The organism is Rhizobium sp. ERR 1071 (genome assembly GCF_007828675.1).
GTDB lineage: Bacteria > Pseudomonadota > Alphaproteobacteria > Rhizobiales > Rhizobiaceae > Rhizobium > Rhizobium dioscoreae.
On sequence record NZ_VITM01000001.1, the window covers coordinates 620103 to 635672 of the forward strand.

The 15570-nt window shown below is 59.0% G+C and carries 18 protein-coding genes; 1 reads left to right on the forward strand and 17 read right to left on the reverse strand.

The window, feature by feature from the left end; translation table 11 throughout:
• Positions 1 to 4 precede the first annotated feature (4 nt).
• From rplN to rpsL, 16 genes are all read right to left on the reverse strand, one after another.
• Positions 5 to 373, reverse strand: coding sequence for a 50S ribosomal protein L14 (rplN, locus tag FBZ99_RS03120; protein WP_003573790.1), 369 nt, complete (start codon positions 371 to 373; stop codon positions 5 to 7).
• Positions 374 to 600: 227 nt separating this feature from the next.
• Entirely contained in the window at positions 601 to 840 is a 240-nt protein-coding gene (rpsQ, locus tag FBZ99_RS03125; protein ID WP_069611899.1) for a 30S ribosomal protein S17, read from the reverse strand.
• Positions 841 to 852: 12 nt separating this feature from the next.
• Entirely contained in the window at positions 853 to 1053 is a 201-nt protein-coding gene (rpmC, locus tag FBZ99_RS03130) for a 50S ribosomal protein L29 (protein ID WP_007690763.1), read from the reverse strand.
• Positions 1054 to 1064: 11 nt separating this feature from the next.
• Complete coding sequence (gene rplP, locus FBZ99_RS03135; RefSeq protein ID WP_004118395.1) at positions 1065 to 1478, reverse strand: 50S ribosomal protein L16; 414 nt, start codon at positions 1476 to 1478, stop codon at positions 1065 to 1067.
• 36 nt (positions 1479 to 1514) lie between these two features.
• Positions 1515 to 2240, reverse strand: a complete 726-nt coding sequence (rpsC, locus tag FBZ99_RS03140) for a 30S ribosomal protein S3 (RefSeq protein WP_004118393.1) — start codon at positions 2238 to 2240, stop codon at positions 1515 to 1517.
• Positions 2240 to 2629, reverse strand: a complete 390-nt coding sequence (gene rplV / locus FBZ99_RS03145; protein WP_004118391.1) for a 50S ribosomal protein L22 — start codon at positions 2627 to 2629, stop codon at positions 2240 to 2242. Before rplV ends, rpsC begins: the two co-directional genes overlap by 1 nt.
• 2 nt (positions 2630 to 2631) lie before the next feature.
• A complete protein-coding gene (rpsS, locus tag FBZ99_RS03150) occupies positions 2632 to 2910 on the reverse strand; it encodes a 30S ribosomal protein S19 (RefSeq protein ID WP_037199970.1) in 279 nt (92 codons plus the stop codon).
• A gap of 15 nt (positions 2911 to 2925) precedes the next feature.
• Positions 2926 to 3762, reverse strand: a complete 837-nt coding sequence (gene rplB, locus FBZ99_RS03155) for a 50S ribosomal protein L2 (RefSeq protein ID WP_069611898.1) — start codon at positions 3760 to 3762, stop codon at positions 2926 to 2928.
• An 11-nt stretch (positions 3763 to 3773) separates the two neighbouring features.
• The gene (locus tag FBZ99_RS03160) at positions 3774 to 4067 is read right to left on the reverse strand and encodes a 50S ribosomal protein L23 (RefSeq protein ID WP_015339600.1); all 294 of its coding nucleotides are present in this window, start codon (positions 4065 to 4067) and stop codon (positions 3774 to 3776) included.
• Positions 4064 to 4684, reverse strand: coding sequence for a 50S ribosomal protein L4 (gene rplD / locus FBZ99_RS03165; protein WP_015339599.1), 621 nt, complete (start codon positions 4682 to 4684; stop codon positions 4064 to 4066). The genes FBZ99_RS03160 and rplD overlap by 4 nt, the downstream gene beginning before the upstream one ends.
• Before the next feature lie 13 nt (positions 4685 to 4697).
• The gene (rplC, locus tag FBZ99_RS03170; protein WP_075852342.1) at positions 4698 to 5339 is read right to left on the reverse strand and encodes a 50S ribosomal protein L3; all 642 of its coding nucleotides are present in this window, start codon (positions 5337 to 5339) and stop codon (positions 4698 to 4700) included.
• Positions 5340 to 5378: 39 nt separating this feature from the next.
• Positions 5379 to 5687, reverse strand: a complete 309-nt coding sequence (gene rpsJ / locus FBZ99_RS03175; RefSeq protein ID WP_003547547.1) for a 30S ribosomal protein S10 — start codon at positions 5685 to 5687, stop codon at positions 5379 to 5381.
• 308 nt (positions 5688 to 5995) lie between these two features.
• Positions 5996 to 7171 (reverse strand): elongation factor Tu, encoded by a 1176-nt coding sequence (gene tuf, locus FBZ99_RS03180; RefSeq protein WP_095434658.1) that lies wholly within the window; start codon positions 7169 to 7171, stop codon positions 5996 to 5998.
• Positions 7172 to 7237: 66 nt separating this feature from the next.
• On the reverse strand, positions 7238 to 9337 hold the full coding sequence (fusA, locus tag FBZ99_RS03185) for an elongation factor G (RefSeq protein ID WP_106997622.1): 2100 nt from the start codon (positions 9335 to 9337) through the stop codon (positions 7238 to 7240).
• 30 nt (positions 9338 to 9367) lie between these two features.
• The gene (gene rpsG, locus FBZ99_RS03190) at positions 9368 to 9838 is read right to left on the reverse strand and encodes a 30S ribosomal protein S7 (protein WP_069614847.1); all 471 of its coding nucleotides are present in this window, start codon (positions 9836 to 9838) and stop codon (positions 9368 to 9370) included.
• Positions 9839 to 9919: 81 nt separating this feature from the next.
• Positions 9920 to 10291: a 30S ribosomal protein S12 gene (gene rpsL, locus FBZ99_RS03195; protein ID WP_003507760.1), complete on the reverse strand. Its 372-nt coding sequence runs from the start codon at positions 10289 to 10291 to the stop codon at positions 9920 to 9922.
• Positions 10292 to 10799: 508 nt separating this feature from the next.
• On the opposite strand from rpsL, the gene FBZ99_RS03200 reads away from it, so the two are divergent.
• Entirely contained in the window at positions 10800 to 11093 is a 294-nt protein-coding gene (locus tag FBZ99_RS03200; protein ID WP_113353737.1) for a transcriptional regulator, read from the forward strand.
• 114 nt (positions 11094 to 11207) lie between these two features.
• Here FBZ99_RS03200 and rpoC read toward each other — a convergent pair whose 3' ends face one another.
• The gene (gene rpoC / locus FBZ99_RS03205) at positions 11208 to 15416 is read right to left on the reverse strand and encodes a DNA-directed RNA polymerase subunit beta' (protein ID WP_113353738.1); all 4209 of its coding nucleotides are present in this window, start codon (positions 15414 to 15416) and stop codon (positions 11208 to 11210) included.
• Positions 15417 to 15570: the final 154 nt, after the last annotated feature.

Here is a 15570-nt window from a genome sequence, read left to right on the forward strand (position 1 = left end):
CTCCTTACAGTACTTCTGGAGCCAGCGAGATGATCTTCATGTGGTTCTTGGCGCGAAGTTCGCGCGGAACCGGTCCGAAGATACGGGTGCCGATCGGCTCTTTCTTGTTGTCGATGAGGACTGCTGCGTTGGTATCGAAGCGGATGACGCTGCCATCCGGACGACGGATGTCCTTGGCGGTACGAACAACAACCGCCTTCATCACGTCACCCTTCTTCACACGGCCGCGCGGGATAGCTTCCTTGATCGAAACGACGATAACGTCGCCGATCGAGGCATACTTGCGCTTCGAGCCGCCCAGCACCTTGATGCACATGACACGACGTGCGCCGGAATTATCCGCCACGTCGAGGTTTGTTTGCATCTGAATCATGTCAGGTCGCCTTCTTGTTGTTACCGGAATGGTTGGGCCAATCGACCCCCTACCCCGGCTTATGGACTAGTGTCTTGTCTGATTATGCCTGGGCTTCGGAACCGCAACGGGTCGCCTCTGCCGGCCATCAATAAAGCAAAAGAACGCCCGTTCGCGAGCGTCCTGCTTCCAAGCTCGTGCTTCATACAGATATTTCGCCCAAGCGCAAGGGCCTGAGCGAAATTCTGTTACTTGGACTGGGCGGAAACGACCGTCCAGGTCTTATCCTTGGAGATCGGCGCGCATTCCTCGATGGAAACGACGTCGCCGGTCTTGTACTGATTGTTTTCGTCGTGAGCCTTGTACTTCTTGGAACGACGAACGGTCTTCTGGAGCAGCGGGTGAGCGAAACGACGCTCAACGCGGACAACTACCGTCTTCTCGTTCTTGTCGCTGACCACGACGCCCTGCAGAATGCGCTTCGGCATGTTATTCTTCCTTTAGGCCTTTGCTTCTGCCGCCTTCTGGCGGGCAATGGTTTTTACGCGAGCGATGTCCTTGCGGACTTCGTTGATGCGCGAGGACTTCTCGAGCTGGCCGGTCGCCTTCTGAAAGCGCAGGTTGAACTGCTCCTTCTTCAGCTTGGCAAGCTCGTCCTTGAGTTGGTCGGCGCTCAGGGCGCGAACATCTGCGGCTTTCATGAGCTTCTTCCTTACTCTGCAATGCGCTGAACGAAGCGCGTCTTGACCGAGAGCTTGGCAGCGCCGAGGCGCAGGGCCTCACGAGCGATTTCTTCGCTCACACCGTCGATCTCGAACATCATACGGCCGGGCTTGACCTTGCATGCCCAGTATTCGACAGAGCCCTTACCTTTACCCATACGGACTTCGGTCGGCTTTGCGGTTACCGGAACATCCGGGAACACGCGGATCCATACACGGCCGGCGCGCTTCATATAGCGCGTGATCGCCCGGCGGGCCGCTTCGATCTCGCGAGCGTTGACGCGGTTAGGCTCCTGCGACTTCAGGCCGAATTCGCCGAACGCCAGATCAGAACCACCCTTGGCAACGCCCTTGATGCGGCCCTTGAATTGCTTGCGGTACTTCGTACGCTTTGGCTGCAACATTTTCTTATTCTCCGAACTTATCTGCCACGTACGCTATCAAGCGTTGTCGCGGCGACGGTCTCTATCGCGATCGCGGCTAGCCGGACCCTGGGCGTCGCCTTCGAGCGCGCGGCGTTCGGAGGCCATCGGATCGTGCTCAAGGATTTCGCCCTTGAAGATCCAGACCTTGATGCCGCAGATACCGAAAGCGGTTTCTGCTTCAGCCGTACCGTAGTCGATGTCGGCGCGCAGCGTATGCAGCGGCACGCGACCTTCGCGGTACCATTCCGTACGAGCGATTTCAGCACCGCCGAGACGGCCGGCGCAGGTGATCTTGATGCCTTCGGCGCCAAGACGCATCGCGGACTGAACGGCGCGCTTCATGGCGCGACGGAAAGCAACACGGCGTTCCAGCTGCTGAGCGATCGACTGGGCAACCAGCGTCGCGTCGATTTCCGGCTTGCGAACTTCAACGATGTTGAGGTGCGTTTCGGAATTCGTCATGTCCGACAGCTTCTTGCGGAGCTTGTCGATGTCAGCGCCCTTCTTGCCGATGATCAGGCCCGGACGAGCCGAGTGGATCGTGACGCGGCACTTCTTGTGCGGACGCTCGATGACCACCTTGGAGATACCAGCCTGCTTCAGTTCGTTCATGACGAACTTGCGCATCTTCAGGTCTTCGTGGAGGAGTTGGCCGTACTCGGCATTATCCGCGAACCAGCGGCTATCCCAGGTACGGTTGATGCCAAGACGAAAGCCGATCGGATTGATTTTCTGACCCATTATGCGGCCTCCCCTTGAGCTTCCACTTCACGAACGACGATCGTCAGGTGCGCAAACGGACGCTCGATGCGAGATGCGCGGCCGCGGCCACGAGCGTGGAAACGCTTCATGACGATCGACTTGCCGACGTAAGCTTCTGCAACGACCAGCGAGTCAACGTCGAGATCGTGATTGTTTTCTGCATTGGCGATCGCAGATTCGAGCGTCTTCTTCACGGCGCCAGCGATACGCTTGCGCGAGAATTCCAGCTCTGCGAGCGCGCGGTCAACCTTCTTGCCGCGGATCGAAGCCGCGACCAGGTTGAGCTTCTGCGGGCTGACGCGGAGCGTGCGCGCAACTGCCTGCGCCTCGTTGTCCTTCAGCCGGCGTTCGGTTTTTGCCTTGCCCATTGTTACTTCCTCTTCGCCTTCTTGTCCGCACCGTGACCATAATAGGTACGGGTCGGGGCGAACTCGCCGAACTTGTGTCCGACCATGTCTTCATTGACGCTGACCGGAATGTGCTTGCTGCCGTTGTAGACGCCGAAGGTGAGACCAACGAACTGCGGCATGATGGTGGAGCGACGGCTCCACATTTTGATTACTTCGTTACGTCCGCCTTCACGCACCTTCTCAGCCTTCTTGAGAAGATAGCCGTCAACAAACGGACCTTTCCATACTGAACGAGCCACTTGAGACTTCCTCTCTTACTTCTTGCGCTGATGGCGCGAGCGCATAATCATCTTGTCGGTCGACTTGTTCGACCGCGTACGCTTGCCCTTGGTCGGCTTGCCCCACGGGGTCACCGGATGGCGACCACCGGAGGTGCGGCCTTCACCACCGCCGTGCGGATGGTCGACCGGGTTCATGACAACGCCGCGGTTATGCGGCTTCTTGCCACGCCAACGCGAACGACCGGCCTTACCGTCGTTGATGTTGCCGTGATCCGGGTTCGAAACCGCACCGATCGTGGCAAGGCAGGTGCCGTGCACAAGGCGCTGTTCACCCGAGTTCAGGCGAAGGATCGCCATGCCCTGGTCACGGCCGACGAGCTGAGCGTAGGAGCCGGCGGAGCGAGCGATCTGACCGCCCTTGCCAGGCTTCATTTCCACATTGTGGATGATGGAGCCGACCGGGATGAACTGAAGCGGCATGGTGTTGCCAGGCTTCACGTCCACTGCCTTTTCCGAAGCGATGACCTTGTCGCCCGAAGCGAGACGCTGCGGAGCGAGGATGTAGGCCAGTTCGCCGTCCGTGTACTTCACCAGAGCGATGTAAGCGGTACGGTTCGGATCGTATTCGATACGCTCGACGGTTGCTTCGACGTCGAACTTGCGACGCTTGAAGTCGACCAGACGATAGCTGCGCTTGTGACCACCGCCCTGGAAACGGACGGTGATGCGGCCGGTGTTGTTACGGCCACCCTTGGAGGTGAGGCCTTCGGTCAACGACTTGACCGGCTTGCCCTTGTAGAGCGAGGAGCGATCGACAATGACCAGCTGACGCTGGCTCGGGGTCGTCGGATTGAATGTTTTCAATGCCATTTTCTTATTCCTCAGAGACCGGTGGAGACGTCGATCGACTGGCCTTCGGCGAGCGTCACAACAGCCTTCTTCACGTCCTTCTGCTTGCCGACGAGACCCTTGAACCGCTTGGTCTTGCCGAGGCGCAGCAGAGTGTTAACGGCCGTCACCTTGACGCCGAAGAGCGCTTCGACGGCAGCCTTGATTTCCGGCTTCGTCGCGGTCTTCGCAACGTTGAAAACAACCTGGTTATTGTCCGACAGCAGCGTGGACTTTTCGGTGATCGCCGGAGAAACGATCACATCATAATGGCGAAGATCCGTCACTTGAATCGCTCCTCTAGAGCTTCAACTGCAGCCTTGGACAGCACGAGCTTGCCGCGGCGCAGGATGTCGTAAACGTTGATGCCCTGAACCGGCAGAACATCGATGTTCGGGATGTTCTGGGCTGCGAGCTTGAAGTTGCTGTCGAGCTCAGCACCGCCGATGAACAGAGCGTTCGTCAGGCCGAGCGTCTCGAAAGCGCCAGCGAGTGCCTTGGTCTTGGCTTCGGTAGCGACGAGATTGTCGATGACAATCACGTCTTCAGCCTTGAACTTGGCAGAGAGAGCGTGACGCAGGCCGAGGGCGCGAACCTTCTTCGGCAGATCATGCTCGTGGCTGCGAGCGACCGGGCCGTGAGCCTTACCACCGCCGCGGAACTGCGGAGCGCGAGCCGAATGGTGACGAGCGCGGCCCGTACCCTTCTGCTTGTACATCTTGGCACCGGTGCGCGCTACGTCTGCGCGGCCCTTGGCCTGATGCGTGCCCTGCTGCTTCTTGGCAAGCTGCCAGCGAACGACGCGAGCGAGAATGTCTTCACGCGGCTCGAGGCCGAAAATCGCATCAGAAAGGGAAACCTTCCCGGCGTCTTTGCCCTCAAGGGTCTTGACGTTGAATTCCATTGGTTTGGCTCCCTTACTTCGCTGCCGACTTGACGGCGTCGCGCACGATGATCCAGGCGCCCTTGGAGCCGGGAACCGCACCCTTGACGAGGATTAGACCGCGATCTTCATCGGTCGATACCACTTCAAGGTTCTGCGTCGTGACGCGGGTCTGGCCCATGTGACCAGCCATCTTCTTGTTCTTGAACACCTTGCCCGGGTCCTGGCGCGAGCCGGTCGAACCGTGCGAGCGGTGCGAAACCGACACACCGTGCGTGGCGCGCAAACCGCCGAAGCCGTGGCGCTTGATGGCGCCGGCAAAGCCCTTACCGATCGTCGTGCCGGTCACGTCGACGAGCTGACCCGCCGTGAAGTGACCTGCGTTGAGCTCGGTGCCAACTGCGAGCAGATTGTCTTCCGTGACACGGAATTCTGCGAGCTTGGCCTTCGGCTCTACGCTTGCGACGGCGAAATGGCCGCGAAGAGCCTTCGTCGTGTTCTTAACTTTAGCCTGGCCGGCACCGAGCTGAACTGCGGTGTAGCCATTCTTTTCAACTGTGCGCTGGGCTACGACCTGGCAGCCTTCCATACGCAATACGGTAACCGGGACATGCTCGCCGGCGTCGTTGTAGACGCGGGTCATTCCCACCTTCTGTGCAATCACACCTGAACGCATCGGTTCAATCCTTCTCACTCAGCTCGAGGACCGGAGGCCTTAGAGCTTGATCTCAACATCGACACCGGCGGCGAGATCGAGCTTCATCAGCGCGTCTACCGTCTGCGGGGTCGGGTCAACGATGTCGAGGAGGCGCTTATGCGTGCGCATCTCGAACTGCTCGCGGCTCTTCTTGTCGATGTGCGGGGACCGGTTTACCGTAAACTTCTCGATACGAGTCGGAAGCGGAACGGGGCCCCGGACGCTTGCACCGGTGCGCTTCGCCGTCGACACGATCTCGCGCGTGGAAGCATCGAGAATCCGGTGATCGAACGCCTTCAGGCGAATGCGGATATTTTGGCCGTTCATTCGACGTTATCCTTGTGTTTGTTATCTCGCGTGCCTTTCGAAAAGGCACGGTTTGTTCTGTTTCCTAAGGCGGACCACCGGTTTCAAAGATCGAGAGGGACGCCGGCTACGGCATCCCCATCCACTCTTTAGGCCTTTCGGCCCACCTTATTGTTAATTTCATTGGCCGCTTCGTCATCCGAAGCAGCGCGCAAATCGCGCTCGCGCGCCATTTGCAACATTTCTATGTCATAAGCAAGCGGCTAGAGCCGCTTACATCATAATATTGTCATCGAATCGGCCACTCGAATGGAGTGGCCGTCTTCGAATTACTCGACGATGGAGGCGACGATGCCAGCGCCGACGGTACGGCCGCCTTCGCGGATCGCGAAGCGAAGCTTTTCTTCCATCGCGATCGGAACGATCAGCTCGACGTCAACCGTGACGTTGTCGCCTGGCATAACCATTTCCGTGCCTTCCGGAAGCGTCACGATGCCCGTCACGTCCGTCGTACGGAAGTAGAACTGCGGACGGTAGTTCGTGAAGAACGGCGTATGACGGCCGCCTTCTTCCTTCGTCAGGATGTAGGCTTCGGCCTTGAACTTCTTGTGCGGCTTGACAGAACCCGGCTTGCACAGGATCTGACCACGCTCGACGCCGTCACGGTTCACACCGCGGATCAGCGCGCCGATGTTGTCGCCGGCCTGGCCCTGGTCGAGCAGCTTGCGGAACATTTCAACGCCGGTAACCGTCGTCTTCGACGTCGGACGGATGCCGACGATCTCGACTTCTTCACCAACCTTGATCACGCCACGCTCGACGCGGCCCGTCACAACCGTACCACGGCCAGAGATCGAGAACACGTCTTCGATCGGCATCAGGAACGGCTGGTCGATCGGACGCTCAGGCGTCGGGATGTAGGCGTCAACCTGAGCCATCAGCTCGCGGATCGCGTCTTCGCCGATCTTCTTGTCCGAATCTTCAAGAGCAGCAAGCGCCGAACCCTTGACGACCGGGATGTCGTCGCCCGGGAAGTCGTAGGACGACAGAAGTTCGCGAACTTCAAGCTCGACGAGCTCGAGAAGCTCAGCGTCGTCAACCTGGTCGACCTTGTTCAGGAATACGACGATTGCCGGAACGCCAACCTGGCGGGCGAGCAGGATGTGCTCGCGCGTCTGCGGCATCGGGCCGTCAGCAGCAGAGCAAACCAGGATCGCGCCGTCCATCTGGGCGGCACCCGTGATCATGTTCTTCACGTAGTCGGCGTGGCCGGGGCAGTCAACGTGCGCATAGTGACGGTTCGGCGTCTCGTATTCAACGTGGGCCGTCGAGATCGTGATGCCACGAGCCTTCTCTTCCGGAGCCGCGTCGATTTGGTCATACGCCTTGAACTCGCCGAAGTACTTCGTGATCGCTGCCGTCAACGACGTCTTGCCGTGGTCAACGTGACCGATCGTCCCGATGTTAACGTGCGGCTTATTGCGCTCAAACTTACTCTTTGCCATTTTCGGCTCTCCGTTTTCCTGTCCCCTGAGGGATCAATTCTTGTTATCGGTCAATTGGTATTCCGGTCACTTCTGACCGGAATACTTTGCCTGGATTTCCTGTGCGACGTTCGACGGAACCGGCGCATAATGATCGAAGGTCATCGTGTACTGTGCACGGCCCTGAGACATCGAGCGCAGGTTATCGACGTACTTGAACATGTTCGCCAGCGGGACGTTCGCGCTGATGACGACGGCGATACCGCGGCTCTCCTGGCCCTGGATCTGACCACGGCGAGAGTTCAGGTCGCCGATAACGTCACCGACGTAGTCTTCCGGCGTTACGACTTCGACCTTCATCATCGGCTCGAGGAGCTGAGCACCGGCTTCGCGAGCTGCTTCACGGAAGCAAGCGCGAGCGGCAATTTCGAAGGCCAGAACCGACGAGTCGACGTCGTGGAAGGCACCGTCGATGAGCGTCGCCTTGACGCCGAGCATCGGGAAGCCAGCCAGCGGGCCCGAAGACAGAACGCTTTCGATACCCTTCTGAACGCCCGGAATGTATTCCTTCGGAACAGCACCACCGACGATCTTGGATTCGAACTTGAAGTCTTCGCCTTCCGGGTTCGGCTCGAATACGAGCTTGACGCGTGCGAACTGACCGGTACCACCGGTCTGCTTCTTGTGCGTGTAGTCCTTTTCCGTCAGGCGCGTGATGGTTTCGCGGTAAGCAACCTGCGGCGCGCCTACGTTTGCTTCAACCTTGAACTCACGACGCATGCGGTCGACGATGATGTCGAGGTGCAGTTCGCCCATGCCGGCGATGATCGTCTGACCGGATTCCTGGTCGGTCTTAACGCGGAAGGACGGGTCTTCTGCAGCCAGGCGGTTGAGCGCGAGGCCCATCTTTTCCTGGTCGCCCTTGGACTTCGGCTCGATCGCGATCTGGATGACCGGCTCCGGGAATTCCATGCGCTCGAGGATAACCGGCTTCAGCGGGTCGCAGAGCGTGTCACCCGTCGTGGTTTCCTTGAGGCCGGCGAGAGCAACGATGTCGCCAGCATAGGCTTCTTCGATGTCTTCACGCGAGTTGGAGTGCATCTGCAGCATGCGGCCGACGCGCTCGCGCTTGTCCTTGACCGTGTTCATGACCGAAACGCCCTTCTCCAGCTTGCCGGAGTAGATACGGGCAAAGGTGAGCGAGCCGACGAACGGGTCGTTCATGATCTTGAACGCGAGCATGGAAAGCGGCTCGTTGTCGTCAGCGTGACGCTCGATCTCGGCTTCCGTCTTGGCATCGATGCCCTTGATCGCCGGAATGTCGAGCGGCGACGGCAGGTAATCGACAACGGCGTCGAGGAGCGGCTGAACACCCTTGTTCTTGAATGCGGTGCCGCAGAACATCGGATGGAACTTGACGTCGATCGTGCCGCGACGAACGAGTTCGCGGATCTTGTCGTTGTCAGGCAGATTGCCTTCGAGGTAGGCTTCCATCGCGGCTTCATCGATCTCGACAACGGTCTCGATCAGCTTTTCGCGATATTCTTCAGCCTTGGCCTTCATGTCTTCCGGGATTTCGACGACGTCCCACTGGGCGCCGAGCGACTCGTCGCGCCAGATCAGAGCGTTCATCTCGACCAGGTCGATAACGCCCTTGAAGTCGCTTTCAGCGCCGATCGGCAGCTGCATGACAACTGCGGTCGCACCGAGGCGCGTCTTGATCATCTCAACCGAGCGGTAGAAGTCGGCCCCGGTCTTGTCCATCTTGTTGCAGAAGATCATGCGCGGAACATGATACTTCTCAGCCTGACGCCAAACGGTTTCCGTCTGCGGCTCAACGCCGGCGTTGGCGTCGAGCAGCGCGATGGCACCATCGAGAACACGCAGCGAGCGCTCGACTTCGATGGTGAAGTCAACGTGGCCGGGGGTGTCGATGATGTTGAAGCGGCGGGTCTTGCCGTCACGGCCCTTCCAGAAGGTCGTGGTAGCAGCAGAGGTGATCGTGATGCCACGCTCCTGCTCCTGCTCCATCCAGTCCATCGTGGCAGCGCCATCATGAACTTCGCCGATCTTGTGCGACTTACCGGTGTAGTAAAGAATACGCTCGGTCGTCGTGGTCTTGCCGGCGTCGATATGCGCCATGATACCGAAATTGCGGTAGTCTTCGATTTTATATGCGCGAGCCATTGTGGACTGCCTTTCCGAAACCGTTCGGGATTACCAGCGATAATGCGAGAACGCACGGTTGGCATCAGCCATCTTGTGCGTGTCTTCGCGCTTCTTGACGGCAGCGCCGCGGTTGTTGGAGGCATCGAGAAGTTCGCCGCACAGACGGTCGATCATCGTCGTCTCGTTACGCTTGCGAGCAGCGGTGATCAGCCAGCGGATGGCCAGAGCCTGGCGACGCTCAGGACGCACATCGACCGGAACCTGGTACGTAGCACCACCAACGCGGCGCGAGCGGACTTCAACGTGCGGAGCGATGTTATCCAAAGCCTGATGGAACACGCCGAGCGGTTCCTGCTTTGCCTTGCCCTGCACGGCGTCAAACGCGCCATATACGATGTTTTCCGCTACGGACTTCTTGCCGTCCAGCATGATGGCATTCATGAACTTGGTAACAACCAGATCGCCGAACTTCGGGTCCGGATTGATCTCGCGCTTTTCTGCTCTATGACGTCGGGACATGTAACTTCTCGTCTCTCAACTGTTGCGACGCTTAACCACGCGGAGAACCTCGCGCAGCGCCGGATTATCTAAAAATCCGAATTACTTCGGACGCTTTGCACCGTACTTCGAACGGCGCTGCTTGCGGTTCTTGACACCCTGGGTATCGAGAACGCCACGGATGATGTGGTAGCGAACACCCGGAAGGTCCTTAACGCGGCCGCCACGGATCATGACAACAGAGTGTTCCTGAAGGTTGTGACCTTCACCGGGGATGTAACCAATGACTTCGAAGCCGTTGGTCAGGCGGATCTTTGCGACCTTACGCAGAGCCGAGTTCGGCTTCTTCGGCGTCGTGGTGTAGACGCGGGTGCAAACGCCGCGCTTCTGCGGGTTCTCCTGAAGAGCGGGAACCTTGTTACGCTTTACCTGCGCCTGGCGAGGCTTGCGGATCAGCTGGTTTACGGTAGGCATTCAACCATCCCTTGTAAATCTATCTCGACACCCTTGCGGGCATGACTTTCGCCGTCACCGGCACGACACACGTTCGTCTCAATGCGCAAAACGTGGCCCGATCCGCTCTCGCAGATGGACCACAGAAAAGCAGAGGACACCGAAGGTGGCGTCGTGCGAGCAGCATTCGTGTCTTCAACGTGCGTTTAGAACCTTGTTTGAGGTGAACTCCAGGGCGCGTCGCCCCGAATAGCCATGCCTCACATGGGTTCCGATGGCGGCGGTACTACTGGTTTCCCACCGGTTCGTCAAGGCCGGTTAAGAAATTATCTTTGTCATAAAGCCCGGAAACCCCGGCCAAACCAGCCATTTGGCGCATTGGATAGGGAAATGCCGCCCCTTCGGCAAGATGGACTTTGGTATTTCGGCAAAATCCCTATAAGGAATCACGGAAGAACATTTCCATCTGACGGACCCACGCGGCGAAAAGGAATCGCCGGGTCGATTCGATACTCCCGAAGGAAGATCCATGATTACTGCGCCAGACAATGACAACAAATCCGACGGCCCCATGGTCTTCATCATCATCGGCAAGGGTTATGAGACCGATGGCGGCGAAGGCATCGACCTGCACGTCATGCTGAAAGCGCCCGACGATGATACCGCCGTGCGCGAGGCACTGAACGCTCTTGCCGAAGAGGGCTTCATCGAGGCCGACCTCGACCAGATCGGACTCCTGACGGATATTCCGGACGAGGAGCCGCATGCCTCCGCCTATCAAGGCGCACTCGAAGGCGAAGTCGCAATCATCCGCTTCCGCTGATCGGACAACCGTCTGAGGAAGGCGGCCCCCCTCACCTTGCCGATTTCATTATGCACAAAAAGAAACCGCCCGGATCGCTCCGGGCGGTTTTGATTTTTGTCAATTCAGACCAGCTTATTCAGCCGGGCTGTTCTCGCTGGCGAGATCCTGCAGCATCGGCGTTGCAACGCCGGCGCCCGTGCCCTTGCGACGCTCTTCGAGGATGAGCTCGTCGCGGGCCGTAGCGATACGGCGGATCTGCGTCATGGTACCGCCGGTACCGGCCGGGATCAGGCGGCCGACGATGACGTTTTCCTTCAGGCCCTGCAGACCGTCGGTCTTGCCGGCGATTGCAGCTTCGGTCAGCACCTTCGTCGTTTCCTGGAAGGATGCAGCCGAGATGAAGGACGGCGTCTGCAGCGATGCCTTGGTGATGCCGAGCAGAACCGGATCGCCATAAGCAGGCTTCTTGCCTTCTTCGATCAGGCGGTCGTTGGCGTCTTCCAGCTCGATACGGTCGACGTTGTCGCCGACGATGTACTGGCTGTCGCCCGCATCGGTGATTTCCACCTTCTGCAGCATCTGACGGACAATCACTTCGATGTGCTTGTCGTTGATGACAACGCCCTGCAAGCGGTAGACTTCCTGGATTTCGTTGACCAGGTAAGAAGCCAGAGCCTCCACGCCCTTGATCGCCAGAATGTCGTGCGGAGCCGGGTTACCGTCGAGGATGTAATCACCCTTTTCGATATAGTCGCCTTCCTGAAGGTGGAAGGGCTTGCCCTTCGGGATCAGGTATTCGACCGGCTCGACACCGTCTTCCGCCGGCTCGATGATGACGCGGCGCTTGTTCTTGTAATCGCGGCCGAGGCGGATCGTACCATCGATCTCTGCGATGATGGCGTGGTCCTTCGGACGACGAGCTTCGAACAGTTCGGCAACACGCGGCAGACCACCGGTGATGTCCTTGGTCTTGGCGCTTTCCAGCGGCGAACGGGCGAGAACGTCACCCTGAGACACCTTCTGCCCCGGCTCGACCGACAGGATCGCGTCGACCGAAAGCAGGAAGCGTGCTTCACCACCGCGCGAGAGCTTGGCGACATTGCCGCTGGCGTCCTTGATGACGATCGCCGGCTTCAGATCCGAGCCGCGCGGCGTCGAGCGCCAGTCGATAACCTGACGCTTGGTGATGCCGGTGGATTCGTCCGTCGCTTCGAGGACCGAGAGACCGTCGACGACATCTTCGAAGTGAACCGTACCGGCCACTTCCGTCATCATCGGACGGGTATAGGGGTCCCACTCTGCGAGACGCTGACCGCGCTTTACCTTGTCGCCATCGTCGACATAAAGCTTCGAGCCGTAGGCAACGCGCTGCGAGGAGCGTTCAACGCCACGTTCGTCCAGGATCTGCACCGTCATGTTGCGGCCCATGGCAACGAGGTTGCCTTCGGAGTTGCGCAGCATATTCCGGTTCTTGATCTGAACCGTGCCCTCGTAAGAGGCTTCCAGGAACGACTGGTCGACCACGGTCGCCGTGCCGCCCAGGTGGAAGGTACGCATGGTCAGCTGCGTGCCCGGCTCACCGATCGACTGTGCGGCGATGACGCCGACAGCTTCACCGATGTTGACAGGCGTACCGCGAGCAAGGTCGCGACCGTAGCAGACCGAGCATACGCCCGTCTGGATTTCGCAGGTCAGAGCCGAACGGATGCGGATGGACTGGATACCAGCCTTCTCGATCTCGATGACATCGGGCTCGAGGATCATCTTGCCGGCATCGACGATGCGCTCACCCGTGACCGGATGATCGATGTCGTCCAGGGCCGTACGGCCGAGGATGCGGGCGCCGAGCGAGGCAACGACCTGACCGGCATCGACGATGGCGGTCATGGTGAGGCCGTTTTCGGTACCGCAATCGATCTGCGTGACGATGCAATCCTGCGCGACGTCGACCAGACGGCGGGTCAGGTAGCCCGAGTTCGCGGTCTTCAAGGCGGTGTCGGCCAGACCCTTACGGGCACCGTGCGTCGAGTTGAAGTACTCGTTAACGGTGAGGCCTTCCTTGAAGTTCGAAATGATCGGCGTCTCGATGATTTCGCCCGACGGCTTGGCCATGAGGCCGCGCATGCCGCCCAGCTGGCGCATCTGGTTCGGAGAACCACGAGCACCCGAGTGGCTCATCATGTAGATCGAGTTCATCGGCTTCTGACGACCGGTCTTTTCGTCGAATTCGACGGCCTTAATGCGGGCCATCATTTCTTCGGCGACCTTTTCGGTGGCCTTACCCCAAGCGTCGACAACCTTGTTGTACTTTTCGCCCTGGGTGATCAGACCGTCGTTATACTGCTGCTCGTATTCCTTCACGAGCGCTTCGGTATCGCCGACGATCTTGGCCTTGGTGTTCGGGATGACCATGTCGTCCTTGCCGAACGAAATGCCGGCGCGGCAGGCATGGGCAAAGCCGAGCTGCATGATGCGGTCGCAGAAAATGACCGTGTCCTTCTGGCCGCAATGACGGTAGACCGTGTCGATCATCTTGGAGATGTTCTTCTTGGTCATTTCCTGGTTGCAGATGTCGAAGGTGACCTTTGCATGCTTCGGCAGAAGTTCGCCGATCAGCAGACGGCCGGGGGTCGTTTCATAGATCTTCGAATATGGCTTGCCATCTTCGCCGACCGACTTGAAGCGGCCGCGGATCTTCGAATGCAGCGTCACGACCTTGTTCTCAAGTGCGTGATGCAGCTCGCCGAGATCAGAGAAGGCCATGCCTTCGCCCGGCTCGTTCTGGTTCAGGATCGACAGATAGTACAGGCCGAGAACCATGTCCTGCGAGGGAACGATGATCGGCGCGCCGTTTGCCGGGTGCAGAATGTTGTTGGTCGACATCATCAGCACGCGGGCTTCAAGCTGGGCTTCCAGCGAGAGCGGCACGTGAACGGCCATCTGGTCACCATCGAAGTCGGCGTTGAAGGCCGTGCAGACGAGCGGATGCAGCTGGATGGCCTTGCCTTCGACCAGCGTGGGTTCGAAGGCCTGGATGCCCAGGCGGTGCAGCGTCGGTGCGCGGTTCAAGAGAACCGGATGCTCGCGGATGACCTCGTCGAGGATATCCCAGACTTCCGGCTTTTCCTTTTCGACCAGCTTCTTGGCCTGCTTGACGGTCGAGGAGTAACCCTTCGCATCGAGACGGGCATAGATGAACGGCTTGAACAGCTCGAGCGCCATCTTCTTCGGCAGGCCGCACTGGTGCAGCTTGAGCTCCGGACCGGTCACGATGACCGAACGGCCGGAATAGTCGACGCGCTTGCCGAGCAGGTTCTGACGGAAGCGGCCCTGCTTGCCCTTGAGCATGTCGGACAGCGACTTCAGCGGACGCTTGTTGGCGCCGGTGATGACGCGGCCGCGACGGCCGTTATCGAACAACGCATCGACAGATTCCTGCAGCATGCGCTTTTCGTTGCGGATGATGATGCCCGGAGCGCGCAGTTCGATGAGACGCTTCAGACGGTTGTTACGGTTGATGACGCGACGGTACAGATCGTTCAGATCCGAGGTCGCGAAACGGCCGCCATCGAGCGGAACCAGCGGACGCAGGTCCGGCGGGATGACCGGGACGACCTTCATGATCATCCATTCCGGGCGATTGCCGGATTCCATGAAGTTCTCAACGATCTTCAGGCGCTTCATCAGCTTCTTCTGCTTGAGATCCGACGTCGTGTCGGCAAGCTCGGAGCGCAGGTCGCCGGCGATCTTTTCGAGATTCATGCTGGCCAGCATCTCGTAGATCGCTTCAGCGCCGATCATGGCGGTGAACTGGTCCTCGCCATATTCGTCGACGGCGAGCATGTACTCTTCTTCCGTCAGGAGCTGATGCTCCTTGAGCGCGGTGAGACCCGGCTCGGTGACGATGTAGTTTTCGAAGTAGAGAACGCGCTCTACATCCTTCAGCGTCATGTCGAGCAGCGTCGAAATGCGCGAAGGCAGCGACTTCAGGAACCAGATGTGGGCAACGGGAGCGGCGAGCTCGATATGGCCCATGCGCTCACGGCGAACGCGCGACAGCGTGACTTCGACGCCGCACTTTTCGCAGATGATGCCCTTGTACTTCATGCGCTTGTACTTGCCGCACAAGCATTCGTAGTCCTTGATCGGTCCGAAGATTCGCGCGCAGAAAAGACCATCGCGTTCCGGCTTGAACGTACGATAGTTGATCGTTTCCGGCTTCTTGATCTCGCCATAAGACCAGGAAAGAATCTTCTCCGGCGACGCAATCGAAATCCGGATGGAATCGAAATTCTGCGCAGGCACCTGCGGATTGAAAAGATTCATGACCTCTTGGTTCATGCCTATCTCCTTTAGGGGCGAAACGCCCTCGAATTGCGTGCAGTGCCGGCAAATCCCGGGAACCGGACTGACGCTTTAAAACCGCCTTGCGGCGCCATGCATCCAAAGGGACGCCAACGGCGCTGCAATATTCCAAGCGGTGCGCGCTGACCGA